Below are 17706 nucleotides of genomic sequence, written 5' to 3'. Positions count from 1 at the left end.
AGATCAGGCCAGGGGCACGGTCCAGGCATTGTATTCGTACACCCAGTCGGCATTGCCGCCTTCCTTGAGCCAGTTGTTGCCGCGCGAGCCGATCTGGATGCGGGCGGTGCGATCGTGGCGCGCGGCTTCATAGCGCTTGAGGGCCTGGGCGGGCGCCTCGGGCGTGTCGGCGAGGTAGCGGGCCAGGACCACGGCGTCTTCGATCGCCATGCCCGCGCCCTGGGCCATGAAAGGCATCATCGGGTGGCAGGCATCGCCCAGCAGCGTGACGTTCCCGCGCGACCAAGAGGGCAGCGGGTCGCGCACGTACAGCGCGGACTTCAGCACTTCGTCGCAGGCCGCGAGCAGCGCGCGCGCCTCGGGATGGAAGTCGGCGTAGGAGGCGCGCAGTTCCTCGACGCTGCCCGGCATGGTCCACGACTCGTGGCGCCAGCTGTCCTGGGGCGTGGTCGCGAAGATGAAGATGTCGCGGCCCAGATTGAGCGGGAAGGTGACGATCTGTGTCTCGGGGTTGGGGCCCCACCATTTGGTGAAGGCATCCAGGTTGGGCACGCCTTCCAGGCGCGAGGCCGGCACCACGGCGCGGTAGGCCACCACGCCGGTGAAGTCGGGATATTCGTCGCCCAGCAGATGCTTGCGGACCGTGGAGTGGATGCCGTCGGCGCCGATCAGCACGTCCACCCGCCGGGACGTGCCGTCTTCGAAGCGCACGGTGATGCCGTCCGCGCCTTCGTCTATGCCTACCGTGCGCTTGCCGAGGTGGATGGTGGCGGCGGGCACGGCCTGTTCCAGCGCGGCCAGCAGATCGGCCCGGTGCATGGTCAGCTGAGGCGCGCCGTAGCGCGTTTCGGCGGCCTGCGACATTTCCAGGCGCGAGGTTTCCTCGCCCGTGTCCCAGGTGCGGCTGATGCGGTGCGTGGGGCGGGCGGCGGTCTTGCGCAGTTCGTCGCCCACGCCCAGTCCGTCCAGCGCCAGCACGGCGTTGGGGGTGAGGTTGATGTCGGCGCCGACGCGCGCGAACTTGGACGCCTGTTCGAAAACCACCGATTCCAGGCCGAGCTTGCGCAGGGCGATCGCCGCTGCCAGCCCGCCTATGCCTGCGCCGCTGATGCCGATGAGGGGCGATGCCATGGGACTTCTCCTGTGCCGTGCTGAATGTACAAATATGAACAACAAGTTCAAAAATTTTATTGAGACGGCCAGGGAATGTCAATGGGGAAAAACGCACCGCGCGCGGCGGCGGGAAAGTCGCCGGACAGCGGTGCTGTGACGGGGAAACAACTTGAGACGGGCTCGGGCGTCCGCACGGGCGGTCGATGGTACAGTCCTGCCAAAACAAGGCTGGTGTCATGTCTGAGAGCGGATTGCATTCCCGGGCCGAGGCGGCCCAAGTCGTCATTTTTCGTGCAAGGGCCGCTGCCGGGCCGGCCTGTGGCTCGGCGCCGCGAGGGCTGCATCCTCGATCCGGCCAGTGACGGGGCCGGGCATGAGACGCTGGCTGCTGGCCGCGTGCTGGTTGTTGCTTCTGGCCGGGCCGGCGCGCGCGGACGAACGCATCCTCGAATTCTTCAGCGACATCAAGGTCGAGCGCAGCGGCGACCTCCTGGTGACCGAGAACCTGCGTGTGCGCTCCGAAGGCAGGCAGATCAAGCACGGCCTCCAGCGTGATTTCGCGCGCCTGTACCGGCGCGCCGACGGCAGCCGGTCGGCGGCCGGGCTGGACGTCGTTTCGGTGCGGCGCGACGGCCGGGCCGAGCCCTTTGCCTCGGTGCGCCTGCGGGATGGGGTGAGAATCTCCACCGGCCGGCCGGACGTGGTGTTCCGTCCCGGCGAATATCAATACACATTGGTTTATCGGGTCACCCGGCAACTGCAGGCGGCCGGCGGCGAGGACAGGCTCGCCTGGGATGTGACGGGCCGGGATTGGTCCCTGCCCATCGATCGGGTGCGCGTGCGTGTCGTGCTGCCGTCGGAGGAGCCGGTCCGGCAGGCCGCGGTGGCGGGCGAGGGCGCGGACGCGCCGGGGCGGGTGCAGGAAAAAGAGGCCGGGCGCGTGGTGTTCGTTTCCTCCCGCGTGCTGGCGCCGGGCGAGAACATGGCGATCGAACTGGGATGGCCGGCGGGCGAGGTGCGGCGGCCCGGGCCGCTCAAGGCCTGGTGGTATGGCGTGCAGGACCATGCCGAATTCTGGGTCGCGAGCGTGGGCGTCGGGCTGCTGTTGTTGTACTACCTGATCGCAGGCGCGCAGGCGCGCGGGCTCGGCAGGCGCGAGAAGGCGCCGCAGACCGAGCCGCCGGAGGGCTTGTCCGCGCCCGCGCTGCGCTACGTCTATCGCAAGGGCTACGACCGCTGGGTCTTCCTGTCCGGCATGATGGAGTTGCTGTCCCGGCGCTCGGTGCGGGTGCTGGAGCGCGCCGACGGACGCTATCTCGAACGCCTGCCCAACCAGACCGGCGGCGACGGCCGCCACGACCCGCTGTTGAACGGCATGCTGGGGCGCTTCTTCGCGGGCGGCCGCACGCTGCTGCGCCTGGACGGGTTGTACCGGCGCTGCTACGACGAGGCGCAGGGCGGCCAGCGCGAATGGCTGGACGAGGCCTATGCGCGCTCGCTGTTCGTGTCCTACGGCGACCGTGCGCGCAAGGGGGCCTACATCTGGACCGTCATGACGGTGGCCCTGGTCGGGCTCGCCATCATCCGCGAAGGCAGCCCGCTGTCGTGGGGCGCCTGGGGCATCCTGTTGCCGCTGCCCGCGGTGCCGGCCTGGTTCGCGGTCTATGCGCAGTGGCGGGCGGGGGCGACCAGCCTGGCCAGCCGCGCGGTGCTGAGCGTGCTGGCGCTGCTGTGCCTGGCCGGCGGGCTCGCGGTGCTGGCCACCCACGTGGAGTCGGTCGCGCTGTTGTCGATCGCGCTGGCGCCGCTGGTCTCGCTGGCCGTGGTGTGCGCGGGCTTCCTCGGCCTGCGCGGCTATACCGCGCAGGGGCGCGCGCTGCGTGCCAGGATAGACGGTTTCCGGCGCTTTCTGGGCCATCCGCCCGCCACGGCGCCGGCCGATGCCGACGGCGCGCTGGCGCGCTACGAACGCTATCTGCCGCATGCCCTGGCCCTGGGCGTGGATCGCCGCTGGGCGGCCGCGCACGCCGCGCAGGCGCGCGGCGCCGCCTCGGCGGCGAGGATGGACATGCAGGCCCGCTATGGCGGCGTCCACGATCCGCTCGTCCGGCCGCGCGCGGCGATGCGCGCGCTGGACCGTTGGACGGTCCAGGCGTCGCCGGTCCGCGCGCCGCGCTCCGCCCTTGGCGAGGACGCGGAGGAGAGCGCCGACGGTCGGCGCTAAAATCGGGCAAACACGGAGTTCCCCGCATGGCAATCACCCTGAAGTCCCCGCAAGAAATCGAAGCGATGCGCGTGGCGGGCGGCATGGCGGCCGAGGTCCTGGAGATGATAGGCGAGTATGTCCAGCCCGGCGTCTCGACCGAAGAGCTCGACCGCCGCTGCTACGAATACATCACCCAGGTCCAGAAGGCCATTCCGGCCAACGTCGGCTACCACGGCTTTCCCAAGACGCTGTGCACGTCCATCAACGGCGTGGTCTGCCACGGCATTCCCAAGCCCGAGGACGTGCTGCGCGACGGCGACATCATCAACATCGACGTCACGGTGATCCGGGACGGCTGGCATGGCGACACGAGCCGGATGTTCTACGCCGGCAAGCCGTCGCGGGAGGCCGAGCGCCTGGTCGACGTCACGCTGGAAAGCATGCTGCGCGGCATTGCCGCGGTGCGGCCGGGCGCGACCCTGGGCGACGTGGGCGCGGCCATCCAGAGCCACGCCGAGGACGCCGGGTTCTCGGTGGTGCGCGATTTCTGCGGGCACGGCATCGGCCGCAAGTACCACGAGGCGCCGCAGGTGCTGCACTACGGCCGGCCCAACAGCGGCCTGCGCTTGAAGAAAGGCATGGTGTTCACCATCGAGCCCATGCTCAACGCCGGGCGCCAGGAGGTGCAGGTGCTGGACGACGACTGGACCGTGGTGACGGTGGACGGCTCGTGGTCCGCCCAGTGGGAGCACATGGTGGCCGTGACCGATGACGGCTACGATATCCTGACCGCGTGGCCGAACCGCCGCTGAAAGCTTCCGTTTCCCTAGGGCCTGTGCGAGGCGCTTGCTGGTATCAACAGACCCTAGCCATTCTCTTGTCCTGCCGGTCGTATCCATGCCGTTTTCCGCTTCCGTTCCCCGTCCCGACGCCCACAGCCCCCTGGCGCAATGGCTGGCCTATCTCGAATCCATCCACAGCCGGCCGATAGACATGGGCCTGGACCGCGTGCGCGAGGTGGCCGGGCGCCTGGGGCTCGACCTGGGCGCGGTCACCATCGTGGTGGGAGGCACCAACGGCAAGGGCTCCACCTGCGCCATGCTAGAAGCCATGTTGTTGAGCGCCGGCTACAAGGTCGGGCTCTACACTTCGCCGCACCTGCTGGACTTCAACGAACGGGCGCGCGTGAACGGCGAGCCCGCCAGCGATGCCGCGCTGGCCGAACAGTTCGCCGCGGTGGACGCGGCCCGAGGCGAGACCTCGCTGACCTATTTCGAACTGACCACGCTCGCCATCCTGCGGTTGTTCGCCCAGGCGGGGCTGGACGCGGTCATCCTGGAAGTGGGGCTGGGCGGCCGCCTGGACGCGGTCAACATCGTCGACGCGGACTGCGCCATCGTGACCAGCGTGGACCTGGACCACGTCGAGTGGCTGGGCGACGATCGCGAGAAGATCGGTTGGGAGAAGGCCCACATCTACCGCCCCGGCAAGCCCGCCATCTGCGCCGACCCCATGCCGCCCCAATCGCTGGTGGACTACGCCGAAAGCATCGGGGCCGATCTCTGGCGCTTCGGGCGGGACTACAACTACGCGGGCGACAAGCAGCAGTGGAACTACGGCGGCCGCAGCCAGCGCCGCAACGCGCTGGCCTATCCGGCGCTGCGGGGCGCCAATCAGTTGCTGAACGCCTCGGCGGCGCTGGCCGCGCTCGAGGCCCTGCGCGACCGGCTGCCCGTTCCGCAGCAGGCGGTGCGCCTGGGGCTGTTGCAGGTGCAGTTGCCGGGCCGCTTCCAGATCCTGCCCGGGCAGCCGACGGTGATCCTGGACGTCGCGCACAATCCCCACGCCGCCGCCGTGCTGGCCGACAACCTCGACAACATGGGTTTCTATCCCTACACCTACGCGGTGTTCGGGATGCTGAACGACAAGGACATCGATGGTGTCATCGCCAGGCTGGGCGACCGTATCGACCACTGGTATTGCGCCGGCCTGCCGGGACCCCGCGGATTGAGCGGCGAGGAACTGGCCGCGCGCCTGCGCGCGCGGGGCGCCAGGGAAGACAAGGATTCCTCGGTCCAGGCCTGTGCCGACCCCGCGGCAGCCTTTGCGGCGGCGCGGGAAAGGATGGGCGAGGGTGATAGAATCCTGGTCTTCGGATCTTTCCTTACCGTGGCAGGCGTGTTGGCGTCGATGCGTACGGCCAGGCCCGCCCGCGCGGACTGAGCCGGGGCCCCCGCAGGGGGCGGCGCAGGACCCTGCCGCCTGTTTCAGCCGGACGTATCAATGGGATTGCTCGAGCGCAAGAAGAAGGACGCCACGGCCACGGCCAAATCCAGTCGCGCCGGCTATGCAGCCGGGGCCGAATCGCAGGATCCCGCCCAGGAAGCGCGCCGCCGCGCCAGGCGCCGCCTGGTAGGCGCCATTGCCCTGGTCCTGGCCGCGGTCGTCGTGTTGCCCATGGTGCTCGATTCCGAGCCGCCCATGCTGCCGGACGACATCCCCATCCAGATTCCCGATCGCAGCCTGGCAGCGCCCGAGCCGGTGGCCAGGCCGCCGGCGGTCGAGGCGCCGGCCACGCCGCCCGCAAGCGAAGCGCCGGCCACGCCGCCGGCCAGGCCCGAGCCCGCGACACCTCCGGTTACCCGGGCCGAGCCGCCCAAGCCCGAACCAGTGAAGCCGCCGCCGGCTCCGCCCGAGCCCGCCAGGCCCGCGCCGCCTCCGGCCAGGCCGGCGCCCAGCGATACATCCCGCGAGGATGCCGCGCGCGCCGAAGCGGCCCGGGCGCGTGCCCTGCTTGAAGGCGGCGCTTCGGCCCCGGCGGCGTCCAAGCCCGACAGCAAGGGCAGCTTCGCGGTGCAGATCGCGGCGTTTTCCACCGAAGATCGCGCCAATGACATGCGCGACCGGCTCAGCGCCGCGGGCATCAAGAGTTTCACCGAGCGTGTGAAGACCGGCAAGGGCGATGTGTTCCGCGTCAGGGTCGGTCCCTTCGCCTCGCGCGAGGCGGCCGATGCCGCCCGGGCGCGTGTCAGTTCGGCCGGTTTCAGTAGTTCCATCGTGCCGCTGTGACCAATTTCGACTATGGCGTCCTGCTGATCCTGGGCGCCTCGGTGGTGATCGGTCTGTTTCGCGGCCTGGTGAAGGAGGTCCTGTCGCTGATCGCCTATGTCGCCGCTTTCGCGGTGGCGGTCCGCTACGGGCCGTTGGCCTACGAATGGCTGGCGGCCTACATCGAGACGCCAGGCCTGCGTGCAATCGTGGCCTATGCGGGCGTGTTCATCGCCGTGCTGCTGGCGGTGGGGCTGGTCAACGTGGCGCTGGGGCTGGTGCTCAAGGCCACCGGCCTGTCGCTGGCGGATCGTGGCCTGGGCGCCATGTTCGGCCTGGTGCGGGGTGTGGTCATCGTGATGGTCCTGGTGGTGGCGGCGGGATTCACGCCCTTGCCCAAGGAACCGTGGTGGACCGGAGCCGTCCTGTCTCCCTACGCGGAAGAGGGCGTGCGGGCGGTCAAGCCGTATGTGCCGGAACAATTCGCGGACTGGATCCGCTATTAAGAAGTTTGTGCTGCTGATAAGAGGCTCTCATGTGTGGAATCGTCGGTGTCGTCTCGCACGCGCCGGTTAATCAGTTGCTCTACGACAGTCTGCTGCTGCTGCAGCACCGCGGTCAGGATGCGGCAGGCATCGCCACGTCGCAGGGCAATACGTTCAATATGTTCAAGGCGCATGGCCTGGTCCGCGACGTCTTCCGGACGCGCAACATGCGTTCGCTGCCCGGCAACTCGGGCATCGGCCAGGTCCGCTACCCCACCGCCGGTTCCAGCTCCAGCGCGGAAGAAGCCCAGCCGTTCTACGTCAATGCGCCGTTCGGCATCACCTTCGCCCACAACGGCAACCTGACCAACTGGGAGTCGCTGCGCGAGGAACTGTTCCGCGTCGACCGCCGCCACATGAACACCAATTCCGATTCGGAAGTGTTGCTGAATGTGCTGGCGCACGAACTGCAGCGTGCGTCCAACGGCGTGTCGCTGGACGAGGATGCCATCTTCAAGGCGGTGTCGGCGGTGCACAGGCGCGTGCGCGGCGCCTACGCGGTGGTGGCCGAGATCGCCGGCTATGGCATGCTGGCCTTCCGCGACCCCTACGGCATCCGGCCCTTGTGCCTGGGCAAGGTCGAGACCGAGAGCGGCGTCGAGTGGATGGTGGCATCGGAGTCGGTCACGCTCGAAGGCATGGGCTTCAGGTTCGAGCGCGACGTCGCGCCGGGCGAAGCCGTGTTCATCGATCTCGACGGCCGCTACGCCGCGCGCCAGTGCGCCGACAATCCGCAGCTCAGCCCCTGCATCTTCGAGTACGTCTATTTCGCGCGGCCCGATTCGCTGATGGACGGCGTGTCGGTGTACGGCGCGCGCCTGCGCATGGGCGAATACCTAGCGGACAAGGTCGCCCGCAACCTGCGCCTGGGCGAGGTCGACGTGGTCATGCCCATCCCCGACTCGGCCCGGCCGGCGGCGATGCAACTGGCCGCGCGGCTGAACCTCGACTACCGCGAGGGTTTCATCAAGAACCGCTACGTCGGCCGCACCTTCATCATGCCCGGGCAGGCGGTGCGCAAGAAGTCCGTGCGCCAGAAGCTCAACGCCATGAGCGAGGAGTTCAAGGGCAAGAACGTGCTGATCGTGGATGACTCCATCGTGCGCGGCACGACCAGCGGCGAGATCGTCGAGATGGCCCGCGCCGCGGGCGCCAACAAGGTGTTCTTCGCGTCGGCGGCGCCCCCGGTGCGCTTCCCGAACGTGTACGGCATCGACATGCCCACCCGCAGCGAGCTGATCGCCCATGGCCGCACCGACGAAGAAATCGCCCGGGTGATCGGCGCCGATGCGCTGATCTACCAGGACCTGGCCGCGATGCGCCAGGCGGTCACCGACATGAACCCCGCGCTGACTCAGCTGGAGGCCTCGTGCTTCGACGGCCACTACGTGACGGGCGACGTGACGCCGGAGTACCTGGACCACATCGAGCGCATGCGCAAGAGCCGTAGCGAGGACAGCGGCGCCGGCGGCCTGCGTGTCAACATGGGCTCCGCCGCGAACGAGGTGTGACCCACCCCGCCCCCTCAAGGGGGCGGCGCTGGCGGACCGGCAAAGCCGGATCCGCGGCGCCCTGGGTAGATGTATATAAGCGGAGGTTTTTGCCTCCGCTTTTTTTTAGATGTTTTTGAGTATATGCACATTACGAACCGGTCGTTTTATTCATAAGCCGGTCTTTGTAAGCTGCAAGCCTGGGTTCGCGCCCGCGCGGGATACGCATGCCCGCTCCGGCCCGGGGCGCCGGCGCGCTCCACCCACCGCCATCCGGCCACATCTAGAGGCTTGCCGCATGTACCAGTATCAACCTGTCGACCAGTTGCTGGTCGATCAACGCGTCGCGCAGTTCCGCGACCAGACCGGGCGTTTCCTCAACGGGCAACTGAGCGAGGACGATTTCCGCACGCTGCGCCTGCAGAACGGCCTGTACATCCAGCGCCACGCGCCCATGCTGCGCATCGCCGTGCCCTACGGCATGCTCGCCTCGCGCCAGCTCCGCACGCTGGCCTACATCGCGCGCAAGTGGGACCGCGGCTACGGACACTTCAGCACCCGGCAGAACATGCAGTTCAACTGGCCGAAGCTGGAGGACGTGCCCGACATCCTGGCCGAACTGGCCAAGGTGCAGATGCATTCCATCCAGACCAGCGGCAACGACATCCGCAACACCACCACCGACCAGTTCGCGGGCGTCGCGCCCGACGAGATCGTCAATCCCCTGGTCTGGTGCGAACTGATACGGCAGTGGTCCACTTTCCACCCCGAGTTCGCGTTCCTGCCCCGCAAGTTCAAGATCGCGGTCAGCGGCGCGGTCACGGACCGGGCCGCGGTGGGCGTGCACGACATCGGCCTGCAGGCGGTGGAGCAGGACGGCGGGATCGGCTTCCGCGTCTGGGCCGGCGGCGGCCTGGGCCGCACGCCGCTGGTGGGCCAGTTGATCAACCCCTACGTGCCCTGGCAGCACCTGTTGACCTACCTGCAGGCCATCCTGCGGGTCTACAACCTGCACGGCCGCCGGGACAACAAGTTCAAGGCGCGCATCAAGATCCTGGTCAAGGAATTGACGCCGCACGTGTTCGCCGAAGAGGTCGAGCGCGAGTGGCAGCATCTGAAGGATGGTCCCGAGACGGTGACCGAGGAACGGATCCAGGCCATCGCCAGCCGTTTCACGGCGACGCCCTACGCGGCGGACCCGGGACCCGACACCTCGGCCCAGCATGCGGGCAACGATCCGCGCTTCGCGCAGTGGCTGCGCCGCAATACCCACCCCCACAAGGTCCATGGCTATGCCGCCGTGACGCTGTCGCTCAAGCCCACGGGCGTGCCGCCTGGCGACATCACCGCCGACCAGATGGATGCGGTGGCCGACCTGGCCGACCGCTACAGCTTCGGCGAGATGCGTGTCTCGCACGAGCAGAACCTGGTGTTCGCCGACGTGGCGCGCGGCCAGCTCCATGCGCTGTGGAAGGAACTCGACAAGCTGGGGTTGGCGACGCCCAACATCGGTCTGCTGACCAACATCATCGCCTGCCCCGGCGGCGACTTCTGCGCGCTGGCCAACGCGGTGTCGATTCCGGTGGCCGAGGCCATCCAGCGCCGCTTCGACGACCTCGACTACCTGTACGAGATCGGCGAGCTGGACCTGAACATCTCGGGCTGCATCAACTCCTGTGGCCACCACCATGTGGGCCACATCGGGATCCTGGGCGTGGACAAGGCGGGCGAGGAGTGGTACCAGATCACGCTGGGCGGACGCCAGAGCGGGGCCGCCAGGCCCTTGCCCGACATCGAGTCCACCCGCGGGGGCGGGGCGGCGATCGGCCGCATCATCGGTCCGTCGTTCGCGCGCGGGGAAGTGGCCGACGTGGTCGCCAACCTGGTGGAGACCTATATCGACCTGCGCGACAGCGACGCCGAACGTTTCATCGACGTGGTCGAGCGCGTGGGTATCGATCCCTTCAAGACCCGGGTCTACGCCGAGCGCAAGCAGGCCAAGGCCGCCCTGGCGGAGGCTGCCCATGTCTGAGCCGCGGCAAGCCGCCACGCTGATCCGCCACCGCGACCTGGAAGTTGACACCTGGAAGCGTTTCGAGCCCACCGAGACCCGGCCGCTGCCGGCCGATGACGAGGACTGGCTGGTGCCATTGGCCGTTTGGCAGTCGGCGCGCGCCGAACTGCGCGGCCGCCGCCGGCCCGTGGGCGTCCTGCTCGGACCCGCCGACGATCCTGCCGAGCTGGCCGAGGATGGCAGGGTGGATCCGGCCGGCGTGGCGCTGATCGCCGTCGATTTCCCCATCTACACCGATGGCCGGGGCTATTCCATCGCCTACCTGCTGCGCACGCGGCTGGGCTGGCAGGGCGAGCTGCGGGCGGTGGGCGACGTGATGATCGACACCATCCACTACCAGGCGAGGTCGGGCTTCGACAGCTTCGCCGTCAAGCATGGACACGACCCCGAGCAGGCGCTCCGGGCCTTCGGCACCTTCACGGCCGCCTACCAGCAGAGCTATCCGGTTCTCGCGGCGCGGCAAGGCTGATCGATGGGCAAAGTCTATCTGGTGGGAGCGGGCCCGGGCGCGGCGGATCTGCTGACCGTGCGCGCGGCCCGGTTGCTGGGCCAGGCCGACGTGCTCTTCCACGATGCGCTGGTGGACGACGAGGTGCTGGCGCTGGCGCCCCAGGCGCGTCACGTGGCCGTGGGCAAGCGCTGCGGGCAGTTGTCCACGGTGCAGCAGTTCATCAACCGTCAACTGATCGATGCCGCCCGCCGCTATTCTTGTGTCGTGCGGCTCAAGGGGGGCGACCCCATGTTGTTCGGGCGTGCGCAGGAAGAAATCGCGGCCCTGGCCGACGCCGGCATCGAGGTCGAGGCCGTGCCGGGCATCAGCGCGGCTTTTGGGGCGAGTTCGGCGCTGGGCCTGTCCCTGACGCGCCGCGGGCTGAGCCGCAGCGTCGTGTTCCTGACGCCGGCCGTGGGCAGCGGGGAGCGCCCCCATGCCTGGGCGGACGCCGCCCGGGGCGCCGATACCGTGGTGCTGTACATGGCCAGCCGGCAGGCGGAGGTGATCGCCCAGGGCCTGATGGCCACGGGCATGCCACCGGGGCGTCCGGCGGTGCTGGTCGAGAACGCCAGCCTGCCCGGCCAGCGGGTCCTGCCGACCACCCTGGGGCAACTGCCGGACACCGCGCGGGAGCTGGGCGGGGGGCCGGCGCTCATCATGGTGGGTGATATCTACGCCGGCCTGCTCGGGCAGGCCGCCGGCGGCCTGGACGAGGAATCGCTGCGGACCGCTGCGGCCTGACTTCATTTCTCTTACACTTCGATCATGTTGATCGAAGACTACGGACTCGCGCTGGGCAAGAGTTTCCTGTTTGCCCTGGCGACGCTGCTTCCCATCCTGAATCCGACGGCGACGGCACCGATTTTCCTGTCCCTGACCGAGGGCGCTTCCGCCGCCGTGCGGGAAGTGCTCGCGGCCAGGATCGCCCGCAATGTGTTCCTGCTGCTGTTCGCGGCGATGCTGACTGGCTCGGTCGTGCTCGATTTCTTCGGCATCTCGCTGGCCATCGTCCGCGTGGGCGGGGGGCTGCTGGTGGTGGCCAGCGCCTGGCGCCTGCTCAACTCCAGCGACGGCGGGGCCGAGCGTTCGGCCCGCCTGGCCGAGGGTTTCACGGCCGAAATGGCCAATCGCAGGGCCTTCTATCCCTTGACGTTTCCCATTGCCTGCGGTCCGGGTTCCATCGCCGCCGCCATCACCGTGGGCGCCAGCCTGCACGACCATGCCTCGCTGTTCGTCAGCGGTACGCGCATCGCCGGCGCGGTCCTGGGCCTGGCCCTGGTGGGGGCGTCGGTGCTGCTGTGCTTCCGTTATGCGCAGCAACTGCTGCGCCTGCTGGGCGACACGGGAACTGTCGTGTTCCTGCGGTTGTCAGCATTCATTCTGCTTTGCCTGGGGGTCCAGATCGTATGGGATGGGGCCTCCGAGCTGCTCCTGAGCGTGCTGCGCCAGGTCCCGTTGCCCCCACCTACCTGAGAGCCCTCGCGGCCTTTATCCATGAAAACCGTACTCGTTGACCGCCTGCTTGCATTCACCGCCATCGCCAGCCTGGGGGCCGTGGCGGTCGCGCTGGTATCGCAGCATGTCTTCGATATGCAGCCCTGCGCCTGGTGCGTGCTGCAACGCCTGATCTATCTCGTCATTGCGGTATTCGCAGTGCTGGGATTGATGCTGCGGCGGTTCGCGCCGGCGCAGAAGGCTTGCTCGGGCATCGTTGCGCTGCTGGCCCTGGCCGGCGTGGCCACCGCCATCTACCAGCACAATGTCGCGTCCCAGTTGATGAGCTGCGACCAGACCTTCGCCGATCGTTTCATGACCGGTTCCGGCCTGGACGGAACGCTGCCGTCGGTGTTCGGCATCTACGCGACCTGCGCCGACGCGGTGGTGGACCTGCTGGGCGTACGCTACGAAATATGGAGCGTGCTGCTGTTCGCGGTGCTGGCGGTGGCGGGCGTGGCGGCATTGCTGCTGCGCCGGCGCCCGCGATCCTTGTTTGCTGGGGCGGCGCACTAGGTCGGCAGCATCTCCTCCCGGAAAGCATTCCACTTGTCGCGCTGTTCGGGAGAATCGGGAAATCGCGTGGCGATATTCTGCGCCGAGAAAATTATTCGGTAGGTACCCAGCAGCGAAGAGCCGTCAAGCAGATGTCCAGGGGAGCCGAACAGTTCCCGCGCGCGATCATGGATGGCATTCTGGCTGTCGCGAGACAGGGGCCCGGATGCCAGGAACAGCTTGGAGACGGCCAGGCGGCGCTTGTCGAGAAAGGTATCCTCATTGCTGGTTTCGTGCAGCAGGGCCGCGCATATCCGGTCGCTGGCGAATGAAGGGATCCGGCCGAAAACAGGGCCGAGATCGATATGGTCGATCAAATACTGCGACGGCCGCGCGCAACGCTCCAGGAACGGTTCGTAGATGCCGGGGTCCTGCGATTGGCCGAGGTCGCCGAGTATCGCGACCAGGGTGTCGCCGCGCCGCTGTCGGGTGGCGGTGCTGGGCGGACGCGGATCCGTTGCGTCCGCTATCTGCAAGGCGCTCAGGCGGCCGCGTTCCATCATGGCGTGTATGGGGTCGTTGGGCCTGGCATGCCGTGTGGCGGGAGTCTGCGGGGCAGGATCCATCGCCTGCGCGACCCGCTCGGCATCGTGCTTGCCCCTGCCGCTGAGCAGCGGGCCGAGCAGCCAGGGGCGGGGGACCCGGTCACGGGGTTTCAGGCCCCATTGTGCAAGGGCCTGGACATCGTCGGTTGCCAGATGGGCCGAGCACGCCCGCAGTTCCTCGAGATAGGCCGGGTCGGGCAAGGGGGGCGGCGGGGTGGACATGAAGCGCTGGAGACGTGCCGCATGGGGATGGCTCTCGACCACGTCCCGCATCTGCTTCGAGGTCTGGGCAACCCTGGCCGTATCCTTGGCGGGGAGCTGGGACAGCACCGCGTGCTGCATCTCCAGCGGCAGCCCGGCAAACGTCGGCGACGGCCCGGACGAAGGCGGGATCAGCCCCGAGGGCCTGCGCCGCCCGGCCAGGTGGATGGCCGGCGGCTGGAAAGGGTCGCGGTGCGGCGCGGGCGGGGGCGATGTGCCGGCGGGCGGTGGGCCGCCCGCCGGGGCCAGGCCCTGAGCGGCGGTTCCGGCCAGGGCGGAGGGAGAGGAAAGCGGGCTGTTGACTGAAGGCATGATTTTCCTGTTTCGAGCAATGTCCGCTGGTGCCTAGGCCGCGATCGTGCTGTCGATCAAGGCGTTCCATTTCAGGCGCTGGTCCGGCCGATCCGGGAGTGCATCGCCTATCAGGCGCTCGCTGTACAGGATTTCCCTCAACCGCCTCTTGGCGCGGTCGTCGGGCAGCGGCCCCAGTTCCTGGAAGAGGTCCCGGGTCTTGTCGTAGACCAGGTCCTGGGCGTCGGAAGACAGGTGAGGCAACAGCCGGAACATTTCATGGGCGAGCAACTGCCGCTCCCTGGCGCCGCCGTCTCTGTCCAGCAGCGCCGCGCAGATGCGATCCCTGGCGGCGTCCGGCATGCGCTCGATATGCCGGTGCAGTTGTTGCAGCATGAAAGGCTTGATCGCATAGTCGTCTGACCTTGCCAGGCGTTCCATCAGCGGCTCGTAGACATCGCCGTGTTTCGGCCGGCCCATGTCGATGAGCGCCTGGACCAGCACCTGGCCGCGTGCGTCGCGATTGACCTGTTCAGGGGCGTCGCCCGCGTACAGGGGGGCATCCATCTTGTCCAGCGCCTGGGCGATTTGCTCCGCGTCATGCCGGGAGCTCTTGTTGAGCAAGGGGCCGAGCAGATCGGTGTGTTCGAACCCGGCCTCGGATTCCCGCAAGGCCATAGCCACGAGAAACTGAAACTGATCCTTCGAAAAATGCTCCACACAGGCGTGCAGTTCCACGAGGTCGGGGGCGAGCGGTCCGGCTCCTGCCGCCGACAGCGTGGACATGAAACGCGCGGCGCGGAATGTACCCGGCGTCGGTGGGTGGCCGTGCACCATCGCGTGCATGGCCTTCGACGTTCGCGCCAGCATGGCCAGGGACTCGGCATCGAGATGCGGCAATACCTGCTGCTGGAGTTCCGTGGGCAGTTGGCCGAGCGGAAACGGCGGATTGGCGGCGGCGAGGGAAGGGCGGAGGGCCAGGGCCGCGGGTGGACGGCGCCCCTGGGCGTGCGCGGCCGGCAGTTCGCCGGCGTCGCGATATCGCCGAGGGGAGGGCGTGCCCGCCGGCCGATCCCGCTCATGCGTGGAGTTCTGCGCCGTTGCGGGGGGGAGGGGGGGCAGAGGGCCGCCGGTACTGCCCGGTATCATGATTTTTCCAGAAGAGGAATCGATACCGATAAGTAACGATGGCCGGGGCATGGTTCCCGGCCGGCGTCCCCGCGGGCCGGGTGGGTTCCCCCGGGACATGGGTTATCGTCGCTACATTGGCGCCACGGAGAAATCGTGTGAGTGAGTCCGGGAAACAGCAGGGGGAAACCAGGCCGCCGGTCGGGTTTCGCGAAATGGCCACCCAGGGCGGGCATCGCCTGGGCGTGGCCACGCTCGATGCCCAGGCGACGCTGAACGCCTTGTCGCTGGAAATGGCGGACCTGCTCGCGGCTCGCCTGGATGCCTGGGCCGCCGATCCGGCCATCGCGCTGGTGGTGCTGGAGGGCGAGGGGCGGGCGCTATGCGCCGGCGGCGACCTGCGAAGCGTGTACCGCGAGATGCACGACCACCGGGGCGACGGCCCGCCGCGCCGCGTCGCGCGCTTCTTCGAGCGGGAATATGGCCTGAACCACGCCATCCACGTCTACCCCAAGCCCTTGCTGTGCTGGGGCGGCGGCATCGTCATGGGCGGGGGCATGGGTCTGATGATGGGGGCCAGCCACCGAGTCGTCACCGAAACTTCGCGCCTGGCCATGCCCGAGATCGTCATCGGCCTGTTTCCCGACGTGGGCATGTCGTGGGCCCTGAACCGCATGCCCGGCAAGTCGGGGCTGTTCCTGGGGCTGACCGGCGCCACGCTGCAAGCGGCCGACGCGTTGTTCGCCGGCTGGGCCGACTATCACATTCCGCAGAGCCGCAAGCAGCAGGTGCTGGATGCGCTGGCCCGGCAGGATTGGGCCGGCGAGCGGCGGACGGACGACCTGCTGCTGCACGACGTGCTCGATGCCTGCCATGTCGCGCCGGAACCCGCGCAGGGGCCGCTGCGGCGCAATCTGGATACCGTGGCGGCGCTGTGCAGGGCGCCGACGCTGGACGATGTCATCGGCGCCATTCTTCAATACGAGGGCGCGGATCCCTGGCTGGAAGGGGCGCGCGACGCGCTCGCCAAGGGCTCTCCCAGCACCGCGCGGCTGGCCTGGGAGTTGCAGCGGCGCACGCGCCACATGTCGCTGGCCCAGGTCTTCCAGCTGGAGTACCAGGTTGCCCTGTGGTGCTGCACCCGCGGCGATTTCCAGGAAGGCATCCGGGCCCTGCTGATCGACAAGGACCGCCAGCCCGCCTGGAAGGCTACCCATGGAACCGAGGTCGGGACAGCCTGGGCGGACAAGGCCTTCCGCGACATGGCCGCGGATTTTCCCGTGCCTGCCTCGCTGCGGACGCTGGCCGGATAGCGTCCGCGCCCAGCCGCCATGTCCCGGTCCGAACGGCTGTTTGCCTTGCTCCAGGCCCTGCGGCGCCGCAAGCGGCCGGTCAGCGGCAAGCTGCTGGCCGGGGAGCTGGGCGTGAGCCTGCGTACGCTCTATCGCGACATCGCCAGCCTGCAGGCCCTGGGCGCGCAGATCGAGGGCGAGCCCGGCCTGGGCTACGTGCTCAAGCCGGGTTTCCTGCTGCCGCCCATGATGTTCTCGGAAGAAGAGATCGAGGCCCTGGTGCTGGGATCGCGCTGGGTGGCCCGCCGCACCGACGAACCGCTGGCCTGGGCTGCCCGCAACGCGCTGGCCAAGATCGCGGCCGTGCTCCCCGACGACCTGCGCCACGGCCTGGACACCTCCGCGCTGCTGGTGGGCCCCGCGGCCCCGCAGGAACAGGTGGACCTGTCCGAGATCCGGCGCGCGATCCGCACCGAGCACAAGCTCGACATCGTCTATCGCGATGGCGGCGGCGCCGCCTCGCAGCGCCTCATCTGGCCATTCGGCCTGGGGTTCTTCGAGCAGTCGCGCGTGGTGCTGGGCTGGTGCGAGCTGCGGCAGGATTTCCGCCATTTCCGCACCGACCGCATCCAGGCCATGAGCGCCACCGGCCTGCGCTACCCGCGCCGGCGCCAGGCCTTGCTCAAGGCGTGGCGCGAGAAAGAGGGCATTCCCCCGCAAGAAGTTTAATGCTGACAGAAATTGGCAGTATGGATCGCTATCCTGGACACGCCTTTCAACCAGGAGCGGCATCATGAATCATCCGAACTTCGTCATTCTCTACGTCGATCAACCAGAGGCCAGCGGCCGCTTCTACGCGGACCTGCTGGGCGCCCGCCCGATCGAGTCCTCGCCCACCTTCGTGCTGTTCATGCTGGACACCGGCCTGATGCTCGGCCTGTGGTCCCGGCACACGGTGGAGCCGCCGGCCGGCGCACCGGCCGGCGGCAGCGAGATCGTCTTCCGCATGGAAAGCTACGACGCCGTCGATGCGCGCTGCGCGGACTGGACGGCGCGCGGCATTCCGCTGCTCATGCCGCCCGCGACCCTGGAGTTCGGCCGCTCCTTCGTCGCGCGGGATCCGGATGGGCATCGCCTGCGTGTGTTCGCCCCCGAAGCGGCACGATAGCCT

The 17706-nt window shown here is 68.5% G+C and carries 17 protein-coding genes; 14 read left to right on the top strand and 3 right to left on the bottom strand.

What is annotated here, in order from left to right:
• Positions 1 to 3: 3 nt before the first annotated feature.
• Complete coding sequence (locus tag AC1Q6E_RS18905) at positions 4 to 1131, bottom strand: FAD-dependent monooxygenase (protein WP_152798163.1); 1128 nt, start codon at positions 1129 to 1131, stop codon at positions 4 to 6.
• 355 nt (positions 1132 to 1486) lie between these two features.
• Here AC1Q6E_RS18905 and AC1Q6E_RS18900 point away from each other — a divergent pair, with 355 nt between their 5' ends.
• The 11 genes from AC1Q6E_RS18900 (at position 1487) to AC1Q6E_RS18850 (ending at position 12979) form a co-directional block, all read left to right on the top strand.
• Positions 1487 to 3337 (top strand): DUF2207 domain-containing protein, encoded by a 1851-nt coding sequence (locus AC1Q6E_RS18900; RefSeq protein ID WP_492573281.1) that lies wholly within the window; start codon positions 1487 to 1489, stop codon positions 3335 to 3337.
• Between the two features lie 26 nt (positions 3338 to 3363).
• Positions 3364 to 4131: a type I methionyl aminopeptidase gene (gene map, locus AC1Q6E_RS18895; protein WP_152798161.1), complete on the top strand. Its 768-nt coding sequence runs from the start codon at positions 3364 to 3366 to the stop codon at positions 4129 to 4131.
• An 85-nt stretch (positions 4132 to 4216) separates the two neighbouring features.
• Positions 4217 to 5542 carry a bifunctional tetrahydrofolate synthase/dihydrofolate synthase gene (folC, locus tag AC1Q6E_RS18890; protein ID WP_152798160.1) on the top strand — a complete coding sequence of 442 codons (1326 nt, stop codon included), beginning with the start codon at positions 4217 to 4219 and terminating at the stop codon, positions 5540 to 5542.
• Between the two features lie 60 nt (positions 5543 to 5602).
• A complete protein-coding gene (locus AC1Q6E_RS18885) occupies positions 5603 to 6388 on the top strand; it encodes an SPOR domain-containing protein (RefSeq protein ID WP_152798159.1) in 786 nt (261 codons plus the stop codon).
• Complete coding sequence (locus AC1Q6E_RS18880; protein WP_296554598.1) at positions 6385 to 6873, top strand: CvpA family protein; 489 nt, start codon at positions 6385 to 6387, stop codon at positions 6871 to 6873. The genes AC1Q6E_RS18885 and AC1Q6E_RS18880 overlap by 4 nt, the downstream gene beginning before the upstream one ends.
• 29 nt (positions 6874 to 6902) lie before the next feature.
• Entirely contained in the window at positions 6903 to 8423 is a 1521-nt protein-coding gene (purF, locus tag AC1Q6E_RS18875; RefSeq protein ID WP_492573280.1) for an amidophosphoribosyltransferase, read from the top strand.
• A 277-nt stretch (positions 8424 to 8700) separates the two neighbouring features.
• Positions 8701 to 10434, top strand: a complete 1734-nt coding sequence (locus AC1Q6E_RS18870) for a nitrite/sulfite reductase (RefSeq protein WP_152798157.1) — start codon at positions 8701 to 8703, stop codon at positions 10432 to 10434.
• On the top strand, positions 10427 to 10945 hold the full coding sequence (locus tag AC1Q6E_RS18865; protein ID WP_152798156.1) for a DUF934 domain-containing protein: 519 nt from the start codon (positions 10427 to 10429) through the stop codon (positions 10943 to 10945). The genes AC1Q6E_RS18870 and AC1Q6E_RS18865 overlap by 8 nt, the downstream gene beginning before the upstream one ends.
• Before the next feature lie 3 nt (positions 10946 to 10948).
• Positions 10949 to 11710 carry a uroporphyrinogen-III C-methyltransferase gene (gene cobA, locus AC1Q6E_RS18860; RefSeq protein WP_296554601.1) on the top strand — a complete coding sequence of 254 codons (762 nt, stop codon included), beginning with the start codon at positions 10949 to 10951 and terminating at the stop codon, positions 11708 to 11710.
• 24 nt (positions 11711 to 11734) lie between these two features.
• The gene (locus tag AC1Q6E_RS18855; RefSeq protein ID WP_152798154.1) at positions 11735 to 12442 is read left to right on the top strand and encodes a MarC family protein; all 708 of its coding nucleotides are present in this window, start codon (positions 11735 to 11737) and stop codon (positions 12440 to 12442) included.
• Positions 12443 to 12463: 21 nt separating this feature from the next.
• A complete protein-coding gene (locus tag AC1Q6E_RS18850) occupies positions 12464 to 12979 on the top strand; it encodes a disulfide bond formation protein B (protein WP_492573279.1) in 516 nt (171 codons plus the stop codon).
• Here AC1Q6E_RS18850 and AC1Q6E_RS18845 read toward each other — a convergent pair.
• Together AC1Q6E_RS18845 and AC1Q6E_RS18840 are read right to left on the bottom strand one after the other, a co-directional pair.
• Entirely contained in the window at positions 12976 to 14136 is a 1161-nt protein-coding gene (locus AC1Q6E_RS18845; protein ID WP_492573278.1) for an F-box protein, read from the bottom strand. The genes AC1Q6E_RS18850 and AC1Q6E_RS18845 overlap by 4 nt on opposite strands.
• Before the next feature lie 33 nt (positions 14137 to 14169).
• The gene (locus tag AC1Q6E_RS18840) at positions 14170 to 15264 is read right to left on the bottom strand and encodes an F-box protein (RefSeq protein WP_492573277.1); all 1095 of its coding nucleotides are present in this window, start codon (positions 15262 to 15264) and stop codon (positions 14170 to 14172) included.
• A 194-nt stretch (positions 15265 to 15458) separates the two neighbouring features.
• On the opposite strand from AC1Q6E_RS18840, the gene AC1Q6E_RS18835 reads away from it, so the two are divergent.
• The 3 genes from AC1Q6E_RS18835 to AC1Q6E_RS18825 all read left to right on the top strand — a co-directional run bounded on the left by AC1Q6E_RS18835 (position 15459) and on the right by AC1Q6E_RS18825 (position 17703).
• Positions 15459 to 16556, top strand: coding sequence for an enoyl-CoA hydratase/isomerase family protein (locus AC1Q6E_RS18835; protein WP_492573294.1), 1098 nt, complete (start codon positions 15459 to 15461; stop codon positions 16554 to 16556).
• Between the two features lie 18 nt (positions 16557 to 16574).
• Complete coding sequence (locus AC1Q6E_RS18830) at positions 16575 to 17264, top strand: helix-turn-helix transcriptional regulator (protein WP_492573276.1); 690 nt, start codon at positions 16575 to 16577, stop codon at positions 17262 to 17264.
• Between the two features lie 64 nt (positions 17265 to 17328).
• Entirely contained in the window at positions 17329 to 17703 is a 375-nt protein-coding gene (locus tag AC1Q6E_RS18825; protein WP_152797279.1) for a VOC family protein, read from the top strand.
• The last annotated feature ends 3 nt before the right edge of the window (positions 17704 to 17706 follow it).

Source organism: Pigmentiphaga sp. MLSB6-MA01 (genome assembly GCF_058793475.1).
The sequence above is the reverse complement of the archived record's forward strand: the minus strand, read 5'-3'. Positions and strand labels throughout refer to the sequence as shown.

What these genes read in the sequence shown, in the direction of transcription:
- AC1Q6E_RS18850 (WP_492573279.1), top strand. Translation starts at nt 12,464, where the DNA reads ATGAAAACCGTACTCGTTGACCGCCTGCTTGCATTCACCGCCATCGCC.
- AC1Q6E_RS18885 (WP_152798159.1), top strand. Translation starts at nt 5,603, where the DNA reads ATGGGATTGCTCGAGCGCAAGAAGAAGGACGCCACGGCCACGGCCAAA.
- AC1Q6E_RS18865 (WP_152798156.1), top strand. Translation starts at nt 10,427, where the DNA reads ATGTCTGAGCCGCGGCAAGCCGCCACGCTGATCCGCCACCGCGACCTG.
- cobA (WP_296554601.1), top strand. Translation starts at nt 10,949, where the DNA reads ATGGGCAAAGTCTATCTGGTGGGAGCGGGCCCGGGCGCGGCGGATCTG.
- folC (WP_152798160.1), top strand. Translation starts at nt 4,217, where the DNA reads ATGCCGTTTTCCGCTTCCGTTCCCCGTCCCGACGCCCACAGCCCCCTG.
- AC1Q6E_RS18845 (WP_492573278.1), bottom strand. Translation starts at nt 14,136, where the DNA reads ATGCCTTCAGTCAACAGCCCGCTTTCCTCTCCCTCCGCCCTGGCCGGA.
- map (WP_152798161.1), top strand. Translation starts at nt 3,364, where the DNA reads ATGGCAATCACCCTGAAGTCCCCGCAAGAAATCGAAGCGATGCGCGTG.
- purF (WP_492573280.1), top strand. Translation starts at nt 6,903, where the DNA reads ATGTGTGGAATCGTCGGTGTCGTCTCGCACGCGCCGGTTAATCAGTTG.
- AC1Q6E_RS18840 (WP_492573277.1), bottom strand. Translation starts at nt 15,264, where the DNA reads ATGATACCGGGCAGTACCGGCGGCCCTCTGCCCCCCCTCCCCCCCGCA.
- AC1Q6E_RS18830 (WP_492573276.1), top strand. Translation starts at nt 16,575, where the DNA reads ATGTCCCGGTCCGAACGGCTGTTTGCCTTGCTCCAGGCCCTGCGGCGC.
- AC1Q6E_RS18825 (WP_152797279.1), top strand. Translation starts at nt 17,329, where the DNA reads ATGAATCATCCGAACTTCGTCATTCTCTACGTCGATCAACCAGAGGCC.
- AC1Q6E_RS18835 (WP_492573294.1), top strand. Translation starts at nt 15,459, where the DNA reads ATGGCCACCCAGGGCGGGCATCGCCTGGGCGTGGCCACGCTCGATGCC.
- AC1Q6E_RS18870 (WP_152798157.1), top strand. Translation starts at nt 8,701, where the DNA reads ATGTACCAGTATCAACCTGTCGACCAGTTGCTGGTCGATCAACGCGTC.
- AC1Q6E_RS18905 (WP_152798163.1), bottom strand. Translation starts at nt 1,131, where the DNA reads ATGGCATCGCCCCTCATCGGCATCAGCGGCGCAGGCATAGGCGGGCTG.
- AC1Q6E_RS18855 (WP_152798154.1), top strand. Translation starts at nt 11,735, where the DNA reads ATGTTGATCGAAGACTACGGACTCGCGCTGGGCAAGAGTTTCCTGTTT.
- AC1Q6E_RS18900 (WP_492573281.1), top strand. Translation starts at nt 1,487, where the DNA reads ATGAGACGCTGGCTGCTGGCCGCGTGCTGGTTGTTGCTTCTGGCCGGG.